This window comes from Mannheimia bovis (assembly GCF_014541205.1).
GTDB classification, from domain to species: Bacteria; Pseudomonadota; Gammaproteobacteria; order Enterobacterales; family Pasteurellaceae; genus Mannheimia; species Mannheimia bovis.
The window spans coordinates 1,400,903-1,421,661 of record NZ_CP061280.1 but is presented as its reverse complement, the minus strand read 5'-3'; the positions used below and the strand labels follow the sequence as shown (position 1 = coordinate 1,421,661).

The following is a 20,759-nucleotide window of genomic DNA, read 5'->3' as shown; positions in this document are numbered from 1 at the left end:
TGTTTTCCATTCTCTATTATTCCTCATCAACCACTTCTGTATCATCTAAATCATTTGCAAAATTTTCATTTAATTCAACCGCTTGTTCGGCTAAAAGTGAAGGCGTTGTCGCCTCACCATCACGGATTAAGCGTAATTGAGCCTCACGAGGATCATCGCCGGTACGCACATCTGCACCAAAGCGGAACACGGCTTCTGCAATCACAAATTTTTTGCTGTTTTGCTCGCCAATGCGGGTAATAATGCCGATGCGAGATAGGCGGCGTAAAGCACCACCGACTTTTTCCGCTAATTTGGCACGGTCTAAATCTGAACCTGTTGAACGTGGGTTTACCGCTTTTAATAATTTGCTTTCATCAGCTAAATTCAGTAACTCTTCATACACATCGTCGTAGCTGAAAATGCCTTGTTGAGCCAAGCGTTCCGGACTTAAATAGAGATAGCATAAGACTTTACCGACTAACATTTCCATTTCAGACATTGCCGCACGGTTAATGAGCGTTGAAGCCTTCGGACGTAAATAGAAAAAGCCTTCCGGTGCACGGATTAATTCCACGTGGTAACGGCGGTAAAATTCTTCCAGCTCCGTTTGGAAATCCATCAAAAAGGCGTGTTCATCAAGGGATTCGGTGTTGATGTGACGACCGGCACGCAGTTGGCTGTCAAGCTGTGGGAAAATTGGGTTGGCAATTGCCACCACCAATTTCGGGGAAATAACGTCTTGGATATTGTCTGTCATTTTGTATTCTCTTTGCTAAATTTTCTCTAAAAACGACCGCTTGTTACTGGTTGTATTGGGCTATTTGTTATATTGATCGATCACATTTGCCTGTACTTCGGCACCACGCTCATTAATGGCTTGCCATTGCGGATAAACGGCTTGGTTGTCTTGACTTGCCATACCCAATTTCACGGCTTGATCCACAATAATTCTTGCCACATCAAAATGGCGGGATTCCGGGAACATCGCTAACTGATCACGCAAAATTGCCCCTAAATCAATCGGTTTACCTTCCGCACGATAAGGTGCAAGATGAGCTTGCATTGTGGCAATAATTTGTTCTTGCACATCAGAAAGCGATTCATATTCCAATTCACTTGGCAACTCGCCGACAGATTCAGCCTCATTCAACATGGCTTCATCATCACGCAGATCTAATAAAGGCTCTGCTTTTGCGGTGTAAAGCAACCAAGGCGAATTATAGTAATCTTGAATAGATTGGCGTAAACGCTGACCAAACACACGGTTTTTGTCCATATCAATGGCGGTACGGATAAATTTATGCACGTGGCGGTCGTAGCCAATCCAAAGATCGATTGCCTGTTGCCCCCAACTGATAATACGGTCAAGTTTATTTTGTAGATTCACGATAAGCTGGTCGATAAAATCCAAATCATCACGAGCAATTAAACAGCTTTGAATACGCAATAATTGGGCTTGTAATTTATCGCCTGCCGCATTTAACGTATCTTGCAATTCACGCAAATTGCCCGAAGTTTCGTCTAGCAACTGTTCGCAGCTCATGATCGCCTCGTGCCAGTTTTGGCGTAACAATTCGGCAATTCGCTCACGAATTTGGTGCTGATTCTCGTCCATAATACGTTGGGAAAGATCGATGCTGTCAAAAATTTCCGCCACCGAATATTTTAGCGGTGCAAACACATTATTCCGCCAAAAACGTTCATCTTTGGCTTCTGCCGTCCCCTCTTCTGCAGCAACTGAAGCACGCTGAATTTCATCCGCCACAATCGAAAGTTGAATGGAAAGGCGTAAATTGGAAAATTCACGCTGACGAACATAATAATCAGAAATCCCCACGCCAAGCGGTGTTACCCGATAAATCGCTAATCCTTCGGTAAATTCGCTGGTAAAACGGTTTAACAAACGTTGTCTTACCAAATCGTTAATCGCATTATTGGCACGTTGGGTAAAGGTGGAATCCGACTGCTCAAACGCATTAGATACATAGCGGAAAAGATCAATTAGATCACTTTCTAATAGTTCACCATCGGTCTGTTCTTGATTGTAAATAGAAATCGCAAGTAAGAAAGCTAGGCGGTCGGAAGAGAGTGAAAGAGAAAATTCACGATCCTTCGTCCACGAAATGAGTTCTGGAATAGTCTGTGCCAATTCGTTCTGCATACGGCTTAATCTTTGATTTAATATAAAGTAAAAAATAGTTCACATTGTAACTGAATGGAAGACAAATGGGAATGGAAGGATAAAATGCAAACCTTAATTTTTACAAACTACACTAACCATTTATAGCACTTTATCAGCCATTTCATATTTATCTTCAAATATACAAGCGGTTATATTTTCTCAATTTTTTGCAAATCGCTAATTTTCTGCACTAAGCCTGCCAAGCTCTCCGCTTGCATTTTTTCCATCACATTTGCACGATGTACTTCGACTGTTCTCACCGAGATCGCTAATTTATCTGCAATTTGCTTATTAATACAACCTTGCATAATTAATGGAACAAGATGTTTCTCTTTTTCCGTCAATTTCGCATAATTTTGCGCAATTTCCCGAATTTTCACCGCTTGTTCGCTCGCTTTTTCGGCGACTCCAAGCACCTGTTTTAACTGCTCAAAGCCGACCGGTTTTTGCAGAAAATCCACCGCACCGTTTTTCAGCTCACGCACTGCCATCGGCACATCGCCGTGGGCGGTCATAATCACAACTGCCAGCGTAGAATTTGCCTCTCGCAGTTTTTGATGCACTTGCTGCCCGTCTAACAACGGCATACGAATATCAAGCAACACCACGCCAAGCTGGTGCAAATCCGCCTGTTCGATAAATTCCACGCTGTTTTGCCAAGTGTTGATCGGTAGATTGAGCGGGGCAAGTAGAAATACCAAGGCATCTAAAATGGTTTCGTCATCATCGACAAGGTGAATAATCATTGTGTTTCCTCTTTTTTGTAGGGGCGGATTACATCCGCCCTGTTGATGATTTGGATCAGGGGCGAATGTAATTCGCCCCTACAATGGAAGAACTAAGGTTACCTTCGCCCCCTCTTCCCCATTACTCAATGTAATCTCGCCACCTATCGACTGCATCAGTCGTTGGCATAGCACCAAGCCTAAGCCCAGTCCGTGCGGTTTGTCGGTGCGGAATGGGGCAAAGGGGAAGGCGAGTTGGGATTCGGAAAAACCGCCGCCGTTGTCTTCAATTTCAATCGCCAAGCCGTTTTCTTGCGGTCGCAGACGGACGGTAATCTCGCTCGCCCCGGTTTGCAGGGCGTTGAGCAGACAGTTGGTCAGCACCTGTTCGAGCAAGGTGGCGTGAATTTCAAGTCGGTAGAGGCGGTCGGCGTGGAGATGAATGTGGGCATTTTGCCGATTTTCCACCGCCACAAACTCGAACACTTTGGCAATTAATTCATTCAAAACTACCGCTTGCGGGGCGGTTTGCGGGCGGTTTTGTACCCAGTTGCGGATCGTCTGCATCGTATTCACACAGCGATCCACCTGCCCAATAATTTTCGCCAAAATTTGGCGGGCGTAGCCGTCTTCACTCTGATTTTTCAGACCTTCGGCATACATTCGGATCGCCGAAAGCGGTTGTTTCAGCTCGTGGGCAAAGCCGGTGGTCATCTCGCCGAGCAGACTGAGGCGGTCGGCTCGGGCAAGTTCCTGCTGATACTGTTGCATTTCTCGATACGCCGCCTGCAACGCCTTGCTTTTGCGATAGACCTGATAACGTAGCCCTGCCAAGTTAAGCAGGATAAAACCAGCGACCACTAACAGCCCGAATTTATTAAGCAAAATCCAATCCTGCACCGTTGCCCACAGGCTTTTTTGTTGTGGGTGGCGATAGAGCTCACGCAAAATCAGGTCGGCTTGAAACGAGGCAAACGGCGGTGTCCAACGGGGCAAATCGGGTGATTGGCTCGCCAAAAGTGCGGTCGAAATTTGGGCTGCTAGGGCGTTCGGCACATTCGGCATTGCCCCTAGCGACCAGTTCGGCAGTAACTCGGTGCTTGCCTCACAACCCTGTGCCTGCGGATTTTGCAAAATTAAGCGGAAATCCGACCGCTTGATCTTGCCCTCTTTCGCCAATTCTTCCATTAAACAGACAGGAGCAATCGCCGCCTCAACCTGCTTTTCCGCCAATAAAAACAAGGTGTTATCCACCGGAAAGCCGGAAAATTGCACGTCAAAATCCCGATTTTGACGCATTCCCTGGCGATGAAATTCGTAATAACCAAGCAGAAAACCGCCGAACGCATCGTTATCCACCGCACTCAGGGTTTTGCCTTTCAGGTCGGCAAGGCGCTGATAAGGGCTGTCGGCACGCACCCAAATGCTACTGCCAATCGCCCCCTGCTCGCCGTTTTCGGCAAACGGACTGGCAAGCGTCGCCAACCAACGGACATTCTGCCGACTTAAATAGAAAAATTGGGCTTGGTTAGTCAACAAAAAATCCAACTCCGCCCGACTGTTCGCCTCGCCCAATCCCAACGGCACAAGCTCAAACCGCTCATTCGGAAACTGCCCGTTCAACCAATCCACCCAAGGCTGCCAATGGGTACGAGTATAGGCTTCCCCACGCTGGGCGAGAATGCCGATTTGGTAGGTTTCGGCCCAGATGGTATGGGAAAAGAAGAGAAGGAAGAAAAGTAGGCGTTTCATTTCCGAGTGAGTTGGTTAATCAATATGGTTATAGTAATGGGTTGAGAGTGAAAATTCAGCAGAAATATGCACAAAAAAGCGAGAAATTTGTGCATGTTATAAGGATATACACAAAATTTCTGAAATTTTGTATCTGTAAATAAAGAGCAGCAGAGCTACTCTGCTATGCGTAACCTAGTACGTGTTAGCGTGTTAGGTATGCAAGTGGTGTATTTTTAGGGAAATTTTACCAATTTGATATAGTCTTTAATTCTCTCCAAGCCTGACGAATAATTGTAACCGCCGCCGAAATGGCTAAAAACGCCAGCACAAATGCGACTAATAAATCAGGATATTTAGAGTTGGTAAAATAAACTGCTACGCCGGCACCTACCACAGCTAAATTGCCAATTGCATCATTACGGGAACAAAGCCACACGCTTTGCATATTGCTGTCGCCGTCACGAAAACGATACAACAGCCAAGCTACCCATACATTCGCAAATAATGCCAATACTCCCACCGCACTCATTTGGGCATAATCAGGTAATTTACCGTTAAACCATTGATAAATCGTGGTGAAAAGAATGAACAAGCCAAAACTTCCCATTGTTAGCCCTTTTAACATTGACGCTTTGGCACGCCACGATAATGCCATTGGCAGAACAATCAAACTAATCACATAGTTAGCACTATCGCCTAAAAAATCTAAGCTATCCGACAATAAAGACACCGAACCTGCCGAAATGCCCATTACGATTTCCACAATAAACATCGTGAAATTGACGATTAAGGCAATCCATAGCACTTTTTTGTATTGTGGCGATAAATGGCGATTTTGGTTGCTGGCGCACGAATTGTTACAACACGGCATAATTTTCTCCAAGTCATTGATTAAAAATTGGAGTACACTATAAACTCCGTAGTCATTACAGGGTCAAGCATCTAATGTTAGAAAAATTTAAAATCAATGAATTGAGCCAAAAAAGCGGTGTGCATTTAGAAACTATCCGCTATTACGAGAAGTTGGGTTTAATCAGTCAGGCCAAGCGTCAAGCCAACGGTTATCGGGTATTTGACGAAACACATTTAGCCGAACTCAGCTTTATCAAAGCGTGTCGTGCGATGAATTTATCACTTGACGAGTGCAAAATGTTGCTAGATATACAAAAAAATCCAACAAATTCGTGTGAAAGTGTCGATGAGTTGGCGAAAAAACATTTGAATGCAATTAACGAGCAAATTGCTCAATTACAACTCATCAAGACTTTGTTGGAAAATATGGTGGGTTGCCAAAACAATGATGTGGCACATTGTCAAATTATTCAAAATATTAAGGAATTAGGGTAAATAATAAGTTTTAGATGCCACTTTACTCAGGCTTACAAGCGGTCAAAATCCCCCAAAACTTTGCAAATCCCCACAGCACTTTGACCGCTTGCTACCTCCCCCTTGACCCAAATCAAACTTCCTCCCGATATGTGGAAAACCACAATACCCACCTAATCCGCCCGTTTTTACAATACCCCTGTTTGATTTTTTATCATTGTGGGGACGTATGGATATTACGAAACGATTATTTTTGAAGTCCGCCTTAACGGTGGGGGCAGTGGCGATGCCATTGGCTCAGGCGAAGGCGTTTATGCCTGATCGTCGTGATGGCGATGGGGCGAAACGCTACGGAATGTTGATCGATTTACGCAAATGTATCGGCTGTCAGGCTTGTACGGTGAGCTGTTCGGTGGAGAACGCCACGCCGTTGCACAGCTTCCGCACCACTGTGCGTCAGTATGAAATCACCAACGGTCAGCAGGTGGCGAATAATGTGGTGTTGCCACGCCTGTGTAACCACTGCGACCAACCGCCGTGCGTGCCGGTCTGTCCGGTGCAGGCAACTTTCCAACGTAAAGACGGGATTGTGGTGATCAACAACGAGCAGTGTATCGGCTGTGGCTACTGCGTGCAGGCGTGCCCGTACGATGCCCGTTTCATCAATGAAGAGACCAAAACCGCCGACAAATGCACCTTCTGTTCGCACCGTTTGGAGGCAGGTTTGCTCCCTGCGTGTGTGGAAAGTTGCGTGGGTGGAGCAAGGGTGATTGGCGATTTGAACGATCCGAAAAGCCAAATTTCTCAAATTTATCAACAACATAAAGACGAGTTGAAAGTGCTGAAACCGGAATCCGGCACTGTTCCGCACGTCTTTTATTTAGGGCTGGACGAGGCGTTTGTGAGCAAAGTCGATGGTCAGCCGATGCTTTGGACGGGGGAGGCGTAAAATGATTCGTGAAGTATTAGTCGAACCGCAACATATTGTTTGGTTGCCGTGGATTGTCAATTATTTCTTCTTTGTCGGCGTGGCGGCAACGGCGGTATTCACGGCGGTGCTGTTTGCAAAAAAAGCAGGGAAACCGACCGCTTGTGAACAGTCAGCAGTGTTGATTGCCTTTATCGGCTCGATTGTCGCTCCGGTGGCTCTCACCGCCGACCTGCACCAGCCAAGCCGAATTTTGCATTTTTACACCGATTTTGCGTGGTGGTCACCGATGGCGTGGGGGGCGATTATTCTGCCGTTGTTCAGCGTGGCAGTTGCCGGCTATTTCGTGCTGACCTTGGCACACAACGCCCGCCCGAACCTGCCAAAATGGCTAGCGTTGCTCAATCTGCCAATTCTACGCAGTCAAAGCTTGCTCTGGGCATTCCGCCTGTTTTCGGCACTCACCGCCGTCGGCATTATCGGCTACACCGTGCTTGAAACCTATCAAACCGGCACAAGAGCTTTGTGGCACAGTACGTGGCTACTGCCGATTATGTTGTTCTCGGCGTGGGCGGTGGCATTAGGGCTAACCCGTTTTCTTGCACGTAGCGATGAACGTAGTGTATCGCTACAAATTCTGCTCATTTTAACCGCACTTTCAGTCGCAGGATTGGCATTCAGCAGTGAAACTGCCCAACGTGATTTCGCCCTACTCTTCAACGGCTCAATCACCGCTTATCTCACCGGCATCTGCTGGCTCATTGCCCTTGTTTGCAGTTTTTCAAGCAAAAACCACCGCTTGCAATGGCTCGGAGTAGTCGCTCTCATCGGCTTCGGCTGGTGGTTACGTTGGGTATTGGTGATCCAAACCCAAACTATCGCCAAAACCAACGCTCTGCAAAATCCGTACCATTTTGATTGGCTCGCAGTCGATGGCGGATTAGGGATTGTGGGGATTTTTGGCTTGGCGGTTTTAGTCAGCGTGGTTGTATGGCAACTGAATGTGATGATTTGTGGGGAAAAGAAAAATGAACAATAAACGCAGAAATCTATTAAAAGGCGGCCTAGCCCTTGGTGGGGCGGCGGCGTTTGGTGCGGGGTATGCGCCGAAAGTGTCGGAGATTGCCAAAGGGGTGATGCACGGCACATCGGGTGAGAAAACCCGTGATCCGATTCACGGCAATTCGCTTGTGCCGGAATATCAAGTGATTGACGGCAAGCTATTGAGCAATCCTGACCAAATTGTGTGCAATACGCAGTGTATGGGCTGTTGGACGCAGTGTGGCGTGCGGGCGAGGGTCGATTTGAAAACCAATCAAGTTATCCGCATTTCGGGCAACCCGTACCACCCGTTATCCAGCGATAAAACCCTGCCGTTCGGTATGCCGATTGCCAAGGCGGAAGTGTTGCTGGCGGGCGAAAGTGGGATTGAAAACCGCTCAACCGCTTGCGCGCGTGGGGCGGCGTTTTTGGACAGCATCAATAGTCCATACCGCATTACTCATCCGTTAAAACGTGTCGGCAAACGGGGCGAGGGCAAGTGGCAGACGATTAGCTTTGAGCAGTTGGTGGAAGAGGTGGTGAATAGCGGTAATCTGTTCGGCGAGGGCGAAGTGGAAGGCCTGAAAGCCATTCGCAACCTGCAAGAGCCGATCAACCCGAAACAGCCCGATTTAGGCGTGAAAGCCAACCAACTGCTAGTCACCTTTGCCGGTCCGGAAGGTCGTCAGCCGTTGTTGCAACGCTTTGCCCAACGCAGTTTCGGCACGATCAACTTCTCCCAACACGGAGCGTATTGTGGGGCTTCCTACCGTAACGGTTCGGGGGCGTTTATGAAAGATTTTGACAACAATCAGCACGCCAAACCGGACTGGGATCACGCCGAATTTATCCTGTTTATCGGCACGTCGCCGGCACAGTCGGGCAATCCGTTCAAACGCCAAGCCCGTCAGCTTGCCAAACGCCGTCCGGACGACAATTTCAGCTATGTGGTGGTCGCCCCACGTTTGGAGATGACCTCCACCCTTGCTACCCAAAATAATAATTGGGTGCCGATTAAGCCCGAGGGCGATTTAGCCTTGGTGATGGGGATGTTGCGTTGGATTATCGAAAACGAGCGTTTCAACGCAGACTATCTCTCTCGCCCAAGCCTGTCGGCGATGACCCAAGCCAACCACGCCAGCTACTGCAACGCTTCGCATTTGATTGTGGCGGACGAGAAACACCCGAAATTCGGGCAGGCGTTACGCATTACCGATCTGCAAGATGTGCAACTCGACCCCGAAGATAAAGTGGAAGAGAATGCGATTGTGGTGAAAGATCAGGCAACAGGCGAGCTGGTAATGGCGAAAGCCTGCCAACAAGCGGTTATTTTTGTTGATGAAATTGCAAAATTGTTGGACGGCACGGAAGTACGGGTGAAATCCTCAATGCAGTTGCTGAAAGAGTCTGCCCGACAAAAAACCTTAGCGGAATACAGCGAGATCTGCGGTGTGCCGGTGCAAGTGATTGAAAACTTGGCGAAAAAATTCACCTCACACGGTCATAAAGCCAATGCGATTACCCACGGTGGCACAATGCATAGCACCGGTTTCTACACCAGCTGGGCGATTTTGTTGCTGAATGCGATGGTCGGCAATATGAACAAAAAAGGCGGAATGTCGGTCGGGGCGGGCAAATTCAAAGATTTTGGCGATGGACCTCGCTACGATTTGGCGAACTTCCCGAATCAAGTGAAGCCGAAAGGCACAAACCTTGCCCGCAGTAAAAAAGCCTACGAAAATTCAAGCGAATACAAGCAAAAAGTCGCCAAGGGCGAAAATCCGTATCCGGCGAAAGGGGCATGGTATCCGTTCACTGGCGGGCAAACTACCGAGATGTTTACCTCAATGGTGCAGGGTTATCCGTATTCGGCGAAGGCGTGGATCAGCCATATGACCAACCCGCTTTACGGCTTGGGAGCGATGAATGCCTTGGCGGTGGAGCAGTTAAAAGATCCGAAAATCCTACCGCTCTTTGTGGCGATTGATGCCTTTATGAACGAAACCACGGCACTGGCGGACTACATCGTGCCGGATACGCACAACTTCGAGAGCTGGGGCTTTTCTACGCCGTGGGGCGGTGTGCCGACCCGAGCCAGCACCGCACGCCACCCGATTGTGCCGTCTAAAAATGCCAAAACCGCCGAGGGCGATGTGGTCTGTATGGAAAGTTTTGTGATTGCCGTGGCGAAGAAAATGGGCTTGCCGGGCTTTGGCGAAAATGCGATTGCCGACCTTGACGGTAATACCTATCCGCTCAACCGTAGCGAAGATTATTTCCTGCGGGCGGCGGCGAACGTGGCGTTTGTCGGCGAAAAACCGGCACCCGATGCCAGCGAGCAAGATCTGCTCTTAACCGGCGTGCAACGCCTGATGCCGACCTTGCAACAGACGCTGAAAGCCGAAGAGGTGCTGAAAGTGGCGAATGTGTACTGCAAAGGCGGACGTTTCGCCCCACACGAGTCGGCGTGGAAAGAGGATAATATGGGCTTCCAATGGAAAAACTGCTTGCAGATTTGGAACGAAACCGTCTCAAAAGCCCGCCACCACTGCAACGGCGAGCGTTATCTCGGCTGCCCGAGCTATATGCCGCCTCGTTTTGCGGACGGCTCTACCCTCGAACAGCACTATCCGCAATCGGAATGGGGCTTTAAGCTGATTTCGTTTAAATCGAACATTATGAGTAGCGTTATTCCGCAGTTGCGACTGCTCTCGATTAAGCCCGAAGGTATTGTCGCAATGCACAGTGAAGATGCTAAAGAGCGTGGGATTAAGCACGGCGATTTAGTTAAGCTAAGCACCCCTGCTGCCAGCCTGAACGTACAAATAATGGTGCTGGACGGTTTAGCACGAGGCACGATTGCGATTGAACACGGTTATGGGCATAAGCAACACGGGGCAACCGCCTACTTGATTAACGGCGTGGAAGTGCCGGCTCATCCGATGATTCAGAAAGGGATTAACTTGAATGATTTAGCGATTGCAGATCATACCAGAACCGTGAAATCCCCAATGCTCGATTGGGTATGTGGCTCGGCGGTACGCCAAGGCATTCCTGCGAAAGTAGAGAAAATTGCCTAATTAAAACGTTCAAGCGGTCGGTTTTGCAGAATTTTTTGCAAAACTGACCGCTTGTTTTCAAAAGTATAATACACTAAAGCGTTAGGGAAAATAGGCATTTAGCCTTATAATAAAAGACCTTAGCACTACTTTTGAAAAATGAATAAAAATCTCATTTTGGTTAGGGCAGCCCAAATATTATTTATCACAGACTATGTATAAAAATCTTTCGTTACTTTCATTAGACTCCCCATTTGATATTGAGCTAGTTGCCGGGTTAACTCAGTGTGAAAAAGGAAACTATCTTGACTCAGTAATCAATAAACAAGGTATGGATGGCTATATGCTACAGCTTACAACTTTTGGTTGCGGGACAGTTTATGATGGAAAAAATATCTTTGATGTAAATCGAGGTCAGCTTCTACTATTTTCCCCAGATTCAATTCAACATTACTATCGTAACACTGAACAACAGTATTGGCATTATAAATGGATCTATTTTTTGCCTAATCCTAAATGGAATAAATGGCTGAATTGGTCAAATAAGGAGGAAAATATTGGTCGTATTCAAATAAATGATAACCGCTATTTTCAAGAAATCAGCCAATTATTCTCCAAAATTGAATTAGAGCTCAAATCAAGCCACTTCTTCAAAGAAGATATAGCTACAACTCTATTGGAATATTTATTGATGAAATGTATCTCTGCTGAAAAAATTGAAATTATTCCAGCTATTGATCAACGAATTCTCCACGTTTGTGATTTAATCCTTTCTAATTTATCTCGAAATGACAGCATTGAATATATAGCAGCAAAAGTTTTCTTATCTCCATCACGCTTATCTCACTTATTTAAAAAATCTCTAGGTATCAGTTTAGTTCAATGGCGAGAATTACAGCGTATCGCGGAATCAAAAAAGCTCTTGTATTTCTCTAATATTTCTATATTAAATATAGCAAAATCATTAGGTTATGAAGATCCCCTCTATTTTTCTAAAATTTTTAAAAAGCACACTGGCTTATCTCCCTCAGAGTTTAGAGCTATTGAGCGATACAAAGACAACGAAGTGTGATCTAGATCCCACTTCGCCTTTGATAGCAGTATTTTCCATATTGATAACAAGAATTTACCTGTTCCTACCTCTTTTAAAAGCATAAGATAAAGATAACTTTAATAGTGATGTGTCTATTAAAGCAAAGATAACCTGCTTTTAAAGCAGGTGTTGAAATGTAATGACTTCTTAATTTATGAGGGAAGAACAATGAAAAAACTCACATTCAAACACGCATTATTTTCCGGTATCTTCGCATTAAGCTGCTATGGCTCAGCATTTGCAAATGATATGGTCAATATTTCTAAAATTGATGGTATGCCTTGGTTTAACCGTATGGCAGAAGGGGTTATTCAAGCCGGTAAAGACAATAACATTAATGCCTACCAAGTTGGTCCATCAAATACTGATGCACCACAGCAAGTGAAATTAATTGAGGACTTAATTGCCAAAAAAGTAAGTGCGATTTCCATTGTTCCAAATGATGCAAACGCTTTAGAACCTGTACTAAAAAAAGCTAAACAAAATGGCATTGTCGTTTTAACAAACGAGTCTGTTGGTCAACCAAGTGCAGATTGGGATATTGAAATTATTGATAATGCTCATTTTGCTGCCGATTATGTTGAAGAGGTGGCTAAAGCAATGGGTGGTAAAGGCGGATATGTCATTTATGTCGGTGGTTTAACTGTACCTCAACATAATTTATGGGCAGATCTATTTGTAAAATACCAAAAAGAACATTATCCAGATATGTTCGAAGTAACCAGCAGAATGCCTGTTGCTGAAAATATCAATGATGCTCGCCGTACAACGATTGACTTAGTAAAAGCTCACTCTGATTTAAAAGCAGTAGTATCTTTCGGTTCACAAGGTCCTATCGGGGCAGGTTTAGCCGTTAAAGAAAAACGCTTGAAAAATAAATTAAATGTCTTCGGTATGATGATTCCATCTCAGGCTGCAAATTTAATCAAAAGTGGGGATATTACAATGGGAATTACCTACGATCCAGCTAATGCAGGCTATGCTCTTGCTGCAGTTGCTGCAAAAGTGTTGAAAGGTGAAAAAATCGAAGATGGCTTAGAAATTCCTAATGTCGGTAAAGCCAAAGTGGATACAGAGAAAAAACTTCTCCAATTCCATAATGTACTTAAAGTAACCAAAGATAATATCGACAAATTATATTAATCTATATTGAATATGGGTTCTTTTTGAACCCATATTTCTCTAAGGAGGCTTTATGGCATTTATTTTGATGCAAAATATCAATAAGACATTCCACGGTGTAAAAGCCTTAAATCAAGTTAACCTCTCTTTAGATTATGGAGAAGCTCTCTGCCTTGCCGGGCAAAATGGTTGTGGAAAATCAACACTTATCAAAATTCTTTCCGGTGTTTACCAACCAGATAAAGGGGCTGAAATTCAAATTGGTGCAAGCAAATATACTAAACTGACACCACAAGCCTCTATTGAACAAGGAATTCAAGTGATCTATCAAGATTTAGCTCTTTTCCCTAACTTAACTGTCGCTGAAAATATTTCAATAAACTTACACCGAAAATTGGGTTGGGTCAGTCCATTAGAAATTCATCAAGTTGCATTAAATGCAATACAAAGTATTAATGCAGATTTAGATCTCAATGCTACTTTAGAAGATTTACCAATCGCACAGCAACAATTAGTCGCCATTTGCAGAGCCCTTGCACAAAATGCCCGATTATTAATTATGGATGAGCCAACAGCCTCACTGACAGCTAAAGAAGTTCAAGATCTATTAAACGTGGTCCTCAAATTAAAAAGCAAAGGTATCAGTATTATTTTCGTCAGCCATAAATTGCAAGAGGTAATGAGTGTTTCTGACAGTGTTTTAGTACTCAAAAATGGAAATATGGTTGGACAATACCCTATCAATGAAATGGATGAAAAACGCTTAGGTTTCTTAATGACAGGGTTGGAAATTGACTACAAGCGGTTAGATTTGCCGGATTTTTCGCAAAATAGAACGGTTTTAGAAGTTCGAAATCTAACATTACCTAACCAGTATGAATCTATTAATTTCTCATTAAGAGAAGGAGAAATTATTGCCTTGACAGGTTTACTCGGCTCAGGGCGGACGGAATTGTGCCTTAGCTTATTTGGCATTACTCAACCTAAATCAGGCGATATTCTATTAAACGGTGAGAAAGTGATATTTAAAAACAACCGTTATGCTATCAAACAAGGAATTGCTTATGTTTCTGAAGATAGAATGACAACAGGTTTAATTATGACTGAGTCTATCCATCACAATATTATCTCTACTATTTTTCATAAAATCACCGATAAATTTAACATTATAAAATCATCAAAAGCCTATGATTATAGCCAGGAATTAATTGAATCTTTAAAAATTAAAGTAACAGATTCAGATTTGCTAGTAAATACGCTCTCCGGAGGTAATGCCCAACGAGTATCTATTGCAAAATGGTTGGCAATAGATCCTAAAATTATCATTTTAGATGCTCCAACTATTGGGGTAGATATTGCAAATAAGGAAGGGATATTCCAAATTATTCGCACATTAGCACAAAAAGGTATCGCTGTTATTTTTGTGACAGATGAAGTGGAGGAAGCGTACTACAATAGTCATAAGGTCATAGTAATGAAAAAAGGCAAAATTGTAGATGAGATATTACCTATCTATACTACAGAAAAATCGATTGCGGAGGTCATTTATGAAAATCACCAATAATAATATTCTATCTGCGACCATTTTAATACTGGCAACCCTACTAAGTATATTTACTAATGACTTTGCTACTATCGAGAACATCTATGATGTAGTAAATAACTATTCGATGCTAATGATTTTAGCCTGTGGTCTATTTGTGGTGCTGTTATCAGGTGGTATTGATATCTCATTTCCTGCCATAACCATTATTTCACAATACATTATGGTAACGATTATTGGTAAATATGATATCGGTTTTTTCGGTGTATTTGCCGTATCATCAGCAATTGGTATATTACTTGGTTTTATTAATGCTCTTTTTGTGAACCGTCTTAGTGTACCTTCAATTATTATTACAATCTCAACATTAAATATTTTCTATGGAGGACTACTCTATTTTACCAAAGGTGTCTGGTTATACGATTATCCTGAATGGTTCACCCAAGAATTGCTATTTTTCAAACAAACCTCGCAAGATGGATTTGAATTTGGGGTATCTTTCCAAGCCATAATGGCAATTTTAGCGGTATTATTAACTTGGTTAATCACCAATAAATTAACAATAGGCAGAAAAATTTATGCTCTTGGTGGCAACCAAGATGCTACCTCTCGTATTGGCTTTAATATTCTATTCCTTCATCTTTTTGCTTACGGCTATATGGGTTTTATGGCTGGAATGGCAGGCATTGTGCAATCTTATACAGTACAATCTGTCGCACCTGACTCTTTACTTGGTTACGAATTAACTGTACTGGCTGCTGTTGTTTTAGGCGGTGCAAGTTTATCCGGAGGAAAAGGAACATTATTTGGCACTGTAATGGGAGTAATGTTACTAGCAATTATTCAAAATGGGCTAAACCTAATGAATGTATCTTCGTATTGGCAAACAATTATTACCGGTATCATTATTATATTAAGTATTAGTGCTACTTCATTAGGGCAATTGAAAAAACAAGGAGTATAACAATGAGAAGCAAAATTGATCATACTATTTTTTATCTATTGGCTCTTTTTATTATTGCTGTTATTGCTTTTAGTATTTTAATCCCCAATATTTTTTGGTCTGTGAGCAACTTTCAATCGATGGCATCTCAAATTCCAGTCTTAGGAATTTTAACACTCGCAATGGCATTACCTATGCTTACAGGAGGCATAAACCTTTCTATTATTGCTAGTATGAATGCCTGCTCATTAATTATTGCCTATTTTATTACGCAATATACTGGTATTTCTTGGCTATTCTTATCAATATTATTAAGCTTTTGTTGTGCTTTGCTCATCGGCTTGCTTAACGGAACATTGATCTCCATCATTCGTGTTTCGCCTATTTTAGCTACATTAGGTACGATGACTTTGATAAACGGTACCAATATCCTAGTAACAAATGGCTCGACGATTGCCAATTTCCCTGAAAGCGTTCTAAGTATTAGTGCTTCAACTTTTTTATGGATTCCTACACCGATTATCATCTTTTTGCTTCTTGCAGGGATAATTTGGTTCTTCCTAGAAAAGACCTCAATGGGAAAAGCGATATATTTTATCGGCAATAATGAAAAAGCCACGTATTACTCTGGTATCAATACCAAGAAAGTTCTAATTTTGGTATATGTTATTTCCTCAGTACTCTGTGTATTCGCAGCCCTTTTAATGATGTCTAAACTCAATTCAGCCAAAGCATCTTATGGAGATTCTTACTTACTCATTTCCATTTTAGCGGCAGTATTAGGCGGAATTAATCCTGATGGAGGTAAAGGAAAACTTATCGGAATTATGCTAGCTCTTGTATTATTACAGGTTATTGAAAGTGGATTAAATATGTTAGGTATCAGTAGTTATATTACGATGATTTTATGGGGCAGCTTATTACTACTGTTTATATTCTTACAAAAAAATCGCCTTTTCCTATTAAAAGACTAAGGGGGGTACGTTATGCAAAATGAAAAACAGCTTATTGAACAAGGTAACATCGTTATTGGGATTGAATTAGGTTCAACTCGCATTAAGGCGGTATTAATTGCCACTGATGGTACAATTTTAGCCACTGGCGGAGCTGATTGGGAAAACCAACTTATCGATGATATTTGGACATATCATCAAAATGACGTTTGGGAAAAGCTACAAATAGCATATAGCGACTTAGCTAAAACAGTCAAAGAAAAATACCATACTGTAATTCACACAGCAAAAGGGCTAGGAATTAGTGCAATGATGCACGGCTACTTACCTTTTGATAAACAAGGAAATCAATTAGTCCCTTTTAGAACTTGGCGAAATAATATTACCCTTGAAGCCTCTGAAAAATTAACTAATTTATTTCAATACCCTATTCCTCAACGTTGGAGCATTGCCCATTTATATCAAGCTCTATTAAACAATGAGCCTCATTTAAATGAAGTTGATCATATCACTACCTTATCTGGCTATGTACACTGGCAACTTACTGGACAAAAAGTACTGGGTATTGGTGATGCTTCCGGAATGTTTCCAATCAATATAGAGACTCTCTCCTATAACCAACAAATGCTCGCTCAATTTAATGAGAGCATTATGTCTTTCAATATGCCTTGGAAATTAGAAAACCTTCTGCCTCAAGTTTTAGTCGCTGGCGAATCGGCCGGTTATTTAACTGAAAAAGGAGCAAAACTACTAGATCCAAGCGGTAATTTACAACCCGGTATTCCACTTTGTCCACCAGAAGGTGATGCAGGAACAGGAATGATTGCAACTAACTGTATAAAAGAAAAAACTGGCAATATTTCAGCAGGTACTTCTGCTTTTGCAATGATTGTACTAGAAAAAATGCTTTCAAAAGTTTATTCAGAATTAGATATTGTCACAACGCCAACCGGAAAATTGGTTGCAATGGCACACGCTAATAACTGTACATCAGACATTAATGCTTGGGTAAACTTATTCGGAGAGTGCTTAGAAACTTTTGGCATCAATGTATGTACAGAAGAATTATACGAAATGTTATTTTTACACTCATTACAAGGCGATACAGATTGCGGGGGACTACTCTCTTACGGTTTTCATTCAGGAGAACATAATGTCGGCTTATCGGAAGGTTGCCCGATTTTCTTACACCCGACGAAATCCAATTTCAATTTAGCTAATTTTATTCGGGTTCATCTCTACACTGCGTTCGGTGCAATGAAGCTAGGAATGGATATTCTCATCAACCAAGAAAAAGTCGAAATTACTCGTATTTTAGGACACGGTGGTATTTTCAAAACTGAAGGTGTGGCACAAAAAATCTTAGCTTCTGCACTCAATATTCCACTTGCAACAGCAAGTACTGCCTCAAACGGAGGGGCTTGGGGTATTGCATTGCTTGCAAACTTCCTAGAAGTTTCTGACACCTATAATTTGGAAGAGTATCTAGACAAACAGATATTCAATACAGCCAAGCTTAATCTTATTCAACCAGATAAAGCAATAACTGAAGGATATGAACGTTTTATGCAGAGATACATAGCAGGTGTTCCTATCGTAGAAAAAGCACTTTATCTTAATTGCTCATAAAATATAGTAATAAAACACAAGCAGTGATCTTTGTAAAATTTTTTGTAAAAATCACCGCTTGTCTTCATTAATCTACTCCACAATCTCTACCGTAGAATTCGTGCTTAAACCTCGCACCAATTGCGATCCTTTTCTTGCACGTTCACCGCGGTAGTTGTCGATATCGCTTGGTTTGAGCGTAATTTTACGTTTGCCGGACACAAACACGAGAGATTGTGTCGGTTTGATAACCAATAAACGAGCAAGGTATTCGTCGCCCGATTTTGACGCGGCTGCGGAAATATTGATGATTTTATTGCCTTTACCTTTCGATAATTGAGGTAATTCGCTAACTGGGAACACCAACATTCTGCCGACATTACTCATCGCCACAAGCGATAAATTTTCATCATTTTCCAATAATTGCGGCGGCAGCACTTTTGCATTTTCTGTTAAAGAAATGACCGCTTTCCCCGCTTTGTTGCGAGAAACCAGATCTTCAAAAGTACAGATAAACCCGTAGCCCGAATCCGATGCCATCAGCACTTTGGTGTCTGAATTTGCCATTAGCACTTGCTGAATGGTTGCCCCTTCAGGTAAGGTGATTTTGCCTGTCAGTGGTTCACCCTGTGAACGTGCCGATGGTAATGAAGTCGGATCTAACGCATAAGCTCGCCCTGTGCTGTCTAAAAAGACTACTGGTTGATTACTTCTGCCTCGTGCGTGGGCGAGATAGCCATCTCCAGCACGGTAGCTTAAGCCTTCGACCTCAATATCGTGTCCTTTGGCACAACGTACCCAGCCTTTTTCCGAGAGGATTACTGTTACATCTTCAGTTGGGGTTAAATCGCTTTCGGCAATCGCTTTCGATTCCGCACGCTCCACTAATGACGAACGACGAGGGCTGGCGAAGGTTTTCGCATCTGCCTGAATCTCTTTTTTGATTAAGCTGTTTAAACGGCGTTCCGAGCCTAAAATCAGTTGCAGCTCATCACGCTCTTTTTCAAGCTCTGATTTTTCGGCTTGTAGTTGATGCTCTTCCAATTTTGCCAAATGGCGTAGGCGGAGATTTAAAATCGCTTCGGCTTGAACATCAGTTAAGTTAAAGCGCGCCATTAATTCCGCTTTTGGATCATCTTCGTTGCGGATGATCTCAATAACTTCATCAATGTTTAAAAACGCTATCATCAAACCGTCTAAAATATGCAAACGGCTTAAAATTTTATCCAAACGATAATTTAAGCGACGAGTTACCGTGGTACGGCGGAAAGTGAGCCATTCAGTCAGAATAGTGAGTAAATTTTTCACTGCCGGTTTGCCGTCTAAGCCAATCATATTCATATTGACTCGGTAGCTTTTTTCCAGATCGGTGGTGGCAAAAAGATGATCCATCAAGGAATCAAAATCAATGCGGTTTGAGCGTGGTACAATCACTAAACGAATTGGGTTTTCGTGATCAGATTCATCACGAATATCATCCACCATCGGCAGCTTTTTATTTCGCATTTGGGTGGCAATCTGTTCAATAATTTTTGACGGCGAGGCTTGATGCGGTAAGGCAGAAATCACAATTTCGCCTTCTTCTTTTTTCCACACTGCGCGCATTTTAATCGAGCCTCGACCTTGCTCATACATTTTTGCAATCTCAGCTCTTGGCGTGATAATTTCCGCCTCAGTTGGGTAATCCGGTCCTTGTACAACTGTCAAAATATCGTCTAAGGTGGCGTTTGGGTTATCCAATAACATCACGCTTGCATCAGCAAGTTCATTGATATTATGCGGCGGAATATCCGTTGCCATTCCCACCGCAATCCCCATCGTGCCGTTGAGCAAAATATGTGGCAAACGGGCAGGCAGATATTTGGGTTCTTCAATCGAGCCATCAAAATTTGGCTGATAATCTACTGTGCCTTGCCCTAATTCCCCCAACAAGACTTCTGCAATTTTGGACAGTTTAGATTCGGTATAACGCATCGCAGCGAAAGATTTTGGATCGTCCGGTGCCCCCCAGTTCCCTTGTCCATCAACCAATGGATAGCGGTAAGAGAACGGCTGAGCCATTAACACCATTGCTTCATAACAAGCACTGTCGCCGTGTGGGTGGAATTTACCTAATACATCACCTACGGTTCTAGCCGATTTTTTATATTTTGCAGAAGCATTTAGCCCAAGTTCAGACATCGCATAGATGATACGGCGTTGAACAGGTTTTAAGCCATCACCGATAAACGGCAATGCCCTGTCCATAATTACATACATTGAATAATTGAGGTAAGCGTCTTCGGTAAAACGCTTAATCGGCATCTGTTCAATGCCTTCATAATTGATTTCAGTCGTCATTTCTAATTTATTCTTATTGGAAAAATAAGCATTATTTTCTACGATTTAGTGATTTTAGTCTAGCTTGAAACACAAGCGGTCATTTTTGCTTATCATTTTGCAAAAAATCATCAAAAAATAACCGCTTATATAAGCAAAAAATAGGCGATTTTTTATGAAAACTTCTGTACAATAGACAAG

General features: G+C 43.0%; 16 protein-coding genes. 10 read left to right on the top strand and 6 right to left on the bottom strand.

Translation table 11 applies throughout. From position 1 onward, the window contains the following. Positions 1-16 precede the first annotated feature (16 nt). The 5 genes from mukE to ICJ55_RS06960 form a co-directional block, all read right to left on the bottom strand. Positions 17-739: a chromosome partition protein MukE gene (gene mukE, locus ICJ55_RS06980; RefSeq protein ID WP_188156156.1), complete on the bottom strand. Its 723-nt coding sequence runs from the start codon at positions 737-739 to the stop codon at positions 17-19. Between the two features lie 60 nt (positions 740-799). Then, a complete protein-coding gene (gene mukF / locus ICJ55_RS06975; RefSeq protein ID WP_188156155.1) occupies positions 800-2,143 on the bottom strand; it encodes a chromosome partition protein MukF in 1,344 nt (447 codons plus the stop codon). A gap of 170 nt (positions 2,144-2,313) precedes the next feature. Next, a complete protein-coding gene (locus tag ICJ55_RS06970) occupies positions 2,314-2,910 on the bottom strand; it encodes a response regulator (RefSeq protein WP_188156154.1) in 597 nt (198 codons plus the stop codon). 78 nt (positions 2,911-2,988) lie between these two features. After that, entirely contained in the window at positions 2,989-4,641 is a 1,653-nt protein-coding gene (locus tag ICJ55_RS06965; RefSeq protein ID WP_188156153.1) for a sensor histidine kinase, read from the bottom strand. A gap of 226 nt (positions 4,642-4,867) precedes the next feature. Then, positions 4,868-5,494, bottom strand: coding sequence for a cation diffusion facilitator family transporter (locus ICJ55_RS06960; protein ID WP_188156152.1), 627 nt, complete (start codon positions 5,492-5,494; stop codon positions 4,868-4,870). Positions 5,495-5,568: 74 nt separating this feature from the next. Between ICJ55_RS06960 and ICJ55_RS06955 the strand changes: the two genes are divergently transcribed. The 10 genes from ICJ55_RS06955 to ICJ55_RS06910 all read left to right on the top strand — a co-directional run bounded on the left by ICJ55_RS06955 (position 5,569) and on the right by ICJ55_RS06910 (position 18,260). After that, on the top strand, positions 5,569-5,970 hold the full coding sequence (locus ICJ55_RS06955) for a MerR family transcriptional regulator (protein WP_188156151.1): 402 nt from the start codon (positions 5,569-5,571) through the stop codon (positions 5,968-5,970). Positions 5,971-6,178: 208 nt separating this feature from the next. Continuing rightward, positions 6,179-6,898 (top strand): tetrathionate reductase subunit TtrB, encoded by a 720-nt coding sequence (ttrB, locus tag ICJ55_RS06950; protein ID WP_188156150.1) that lies wholly within the window; start codon positions 6,179-6,181, stop codon positions 6,896-6,898. 1 nt (position 6,899) lies between these two features. Next, positions 6,900-7,916, top strand: a complete 1,017-nt coding sequence (gene nrfD / locus ICJ55_RS06945; protein ID WP_188156149.1) for an NrfD/PsrC family molybdoenzyme membrane anchor subunit — start codon at positions 6,900-6,902, stop codon at positions 7,914-7,916. After that, positions 7,906-10,998 carry a tetrathionate reductase subunit A gene (locus ICJ55_RS06940; protein ID WP_188156148.1) on the top strand — a complete coding sequence of 1,031 codons (3,093 nt, stop codon included), beginning with the start codon at positions 7,906-7,908 and terminating at the stop codon, positions 10,996-10,998. Before nrfD ends, ICJ55_RS06940 begins: the two co-directional genes overlap by 11 nt. A gap of 193 nt (positions 10,999-11,191) precedes the next feature. Next, entirely contained in the window at positions 11,192-12,049 is an 858-nt protein-coding gene (gene araC / locus ICJ55_RS06935) for an arabinose operon transcriptional regulator AraC (protein WP_188156147.1), read from the top strand. Positions 12,050-12,238: 189 nt separating this feature from the next. Beyond that, on the top strand, positions 12,239-13,213 hold the full coding sequence (locus ICJ55_RS06930; protein ID WP_188156146.1) for a substrate-binding domain-containing protein: 975 nt from the start codon (positions 12,239-12,241) through the stop codon (positions 13,211-13,213). Positions 13,214-13,265: 52 nt separating this feature from the next. Then, positions 13,266-14,756 (top strand): sugar ABC transporter ATP-binding protein, encoded by a 1,491-nt coding sequence (locus ICJ55_RS06925; protein WP_188156145.1) that lies wholly within the window; start codon positions 13,266-13,268, stop codon positions 14,754-14,756. Then, complete coding sequence (locus ICJ55_RS06920) at positions 14,740-15,699, top strand: ABC transporter permease (RefSeq protein WP_188156144.1); 960 nt, start codon at positions 14,740-14,742, stop codon at positions 15,697-15,699. The genes ICJ55_RS06925 and ICJ55_RS06920 overlap by 17 nt, the downstream gene beginning before the upstream one ends. A gap of 2 nt (positions 15,700-15,701) precedes the next feature. Further along, complete coding sequence (locus ICJ55_RS06915; protein WP_188156143.1) at positions 15,702-16,652, top strand: ABC transporter permease; 951 nt, start codon at positions 15,702-15,704, stop codon at positions 16,650-16,652. Positions 16,653-16,664: 12 nt separating this feature from the next. After that, positions 16,665-18,260 carry a xylulokinase gene (locus ICJ55_RS06910; RefSeq protein ID WP_188156142.1) on the top strand — a complete coding sequence of 532 codons (1,596 nt, stop codon included), beginning with the start codon at positions 16,665-16,667 and terminating at the stop codon, positions 18,258-18,260. Between the two features lie 72 nt (positions 18,261-18,332). Here the strand turns inward: ICJ55_RS06910 and parC are convergent, their stop codons facing one another. Beyond that, entirely contained in the window at positions 18,333-20,579 is a 2,247-nt protein-coding gene (gene parC / locus ICJ55_RS06905) for a DNA topoisomerase IV subunit A (RefSeq protein ID WP_188156141.1), read from the bottom strand. Positions 20,580-20,759: the final 180 nt, after the last annotated feature.

Excerpts from the sequence above, each read along its gene's own strand:
- ICJ55_RS06965 (WP_188156153.1), bottom strand. The coding sequence starts at position 4,641 with ATGAAACGCCTACTTTTCTTCCTTCTCTTCTTTTCCCATACCATCTGG.
- ICJ55_RS06925 (WP_188156145.1), top strand. The coding sequence starts at position 13,266 with ATGGCATTTATTTTGATGCAAAATATCAATAAGACATTCCACGGTGTA.
- ICJ55_RS06930 (WP_188156146.1), top strand. The coding sequence starts at position 12,239 with ATGAAAAAACTCACATTCAAACACGCATTATTTTCCGGTATCTTCGCA.
- ICJ55_RS06970 (WP_188156154.1), bottom strand. The coding sequence starts at position 2,910 with ATGATTATTCACCTTGTCGATGATGACGAAACCATTTTAGATGCCTTG.
- ICJ55_RS06915 (WP_188156143.1), top strand. The coding sequence starts at position 15,702 with ATGAGAAGCAAAATTGATCATACTATTTTTTATCTATTGGCTCTTTTT.
- ICJ55_RS06960 (WP_188156152.1), bottom strand. The coding sequence starts at position 5,494 with ATGCCGTGTTGTAACAATTCGTGCGCCAGCAACCAAAATCGCCATTTA.
- ICJ55_RS06920 (WP_188156144.1), top strand. The coding sequence starts at position 14,740 with ATGAAAATCACCAATAATAATATTCTATCTGCGACCATTTTAATACTG.
- araC (WP_188156147.1), top strand. The coding sequence starts at position 11,192 with ATGTATAAAAATCTTTCGTTACTTTCATTAGACTCCCCATTTGATATT.
- ICJ55_RS06955 (WP_188156151.1), top strand. The coding sequence starts at position 5,569 with ATGTTAGAAAAATTTAAAATCAATGAATTGAGCCAAAAAAGCGGTGTG.
- nrfD (WP_188156149.1), top strand. The coding sequence starts at position 6,900 with ATGATTCGTGAAGTATTAGTCGAACCGCAACATATTGTTTGGTTGCCG.
- parC (WP_188156141.1), bottom strand. The coding sequence starts at position 20,579 with ATGACGACTGAAATCAATTATGAAGGCATTGAACAGATGCCGATTAAG.
- mukE (WP_188156156.1), bottom strand. The coding sequence starts at position 739 with ATGACAGACAATATCCAAGACGTTATTTCCCCGAAATTGGTGGTGGCA.
- mukF (WP_188156155.1), bottom strand. The coding sequence starts at position 2,143 with ATGCAGAACGAATTGGCACAGACTATTCCAGAACTCATTTCGTGGACG.
- ttrB (WP_188156150.1), top strand. The coding sequence starts at position 6,179 with ATGGATATTACGAAACGATTATTTTTGAAGTCCGCCTTAACGGTGGGG.
- ICJ55_RS06940 (WP_188156148.1), top strand. The coding sequence starts at position 7,906 with ATGAACAATAAACGCAGAAATCTATTAAAAGGCGGCCTAGCCCTTGGT.
- ICJ55_RS06910 (WP_188156142.1), top strand. The coding sequence starts at position 16,665 with ATGCAAAATGAAAAACAGCTTATTGAACAAGGTAACATCGTTATTGGG.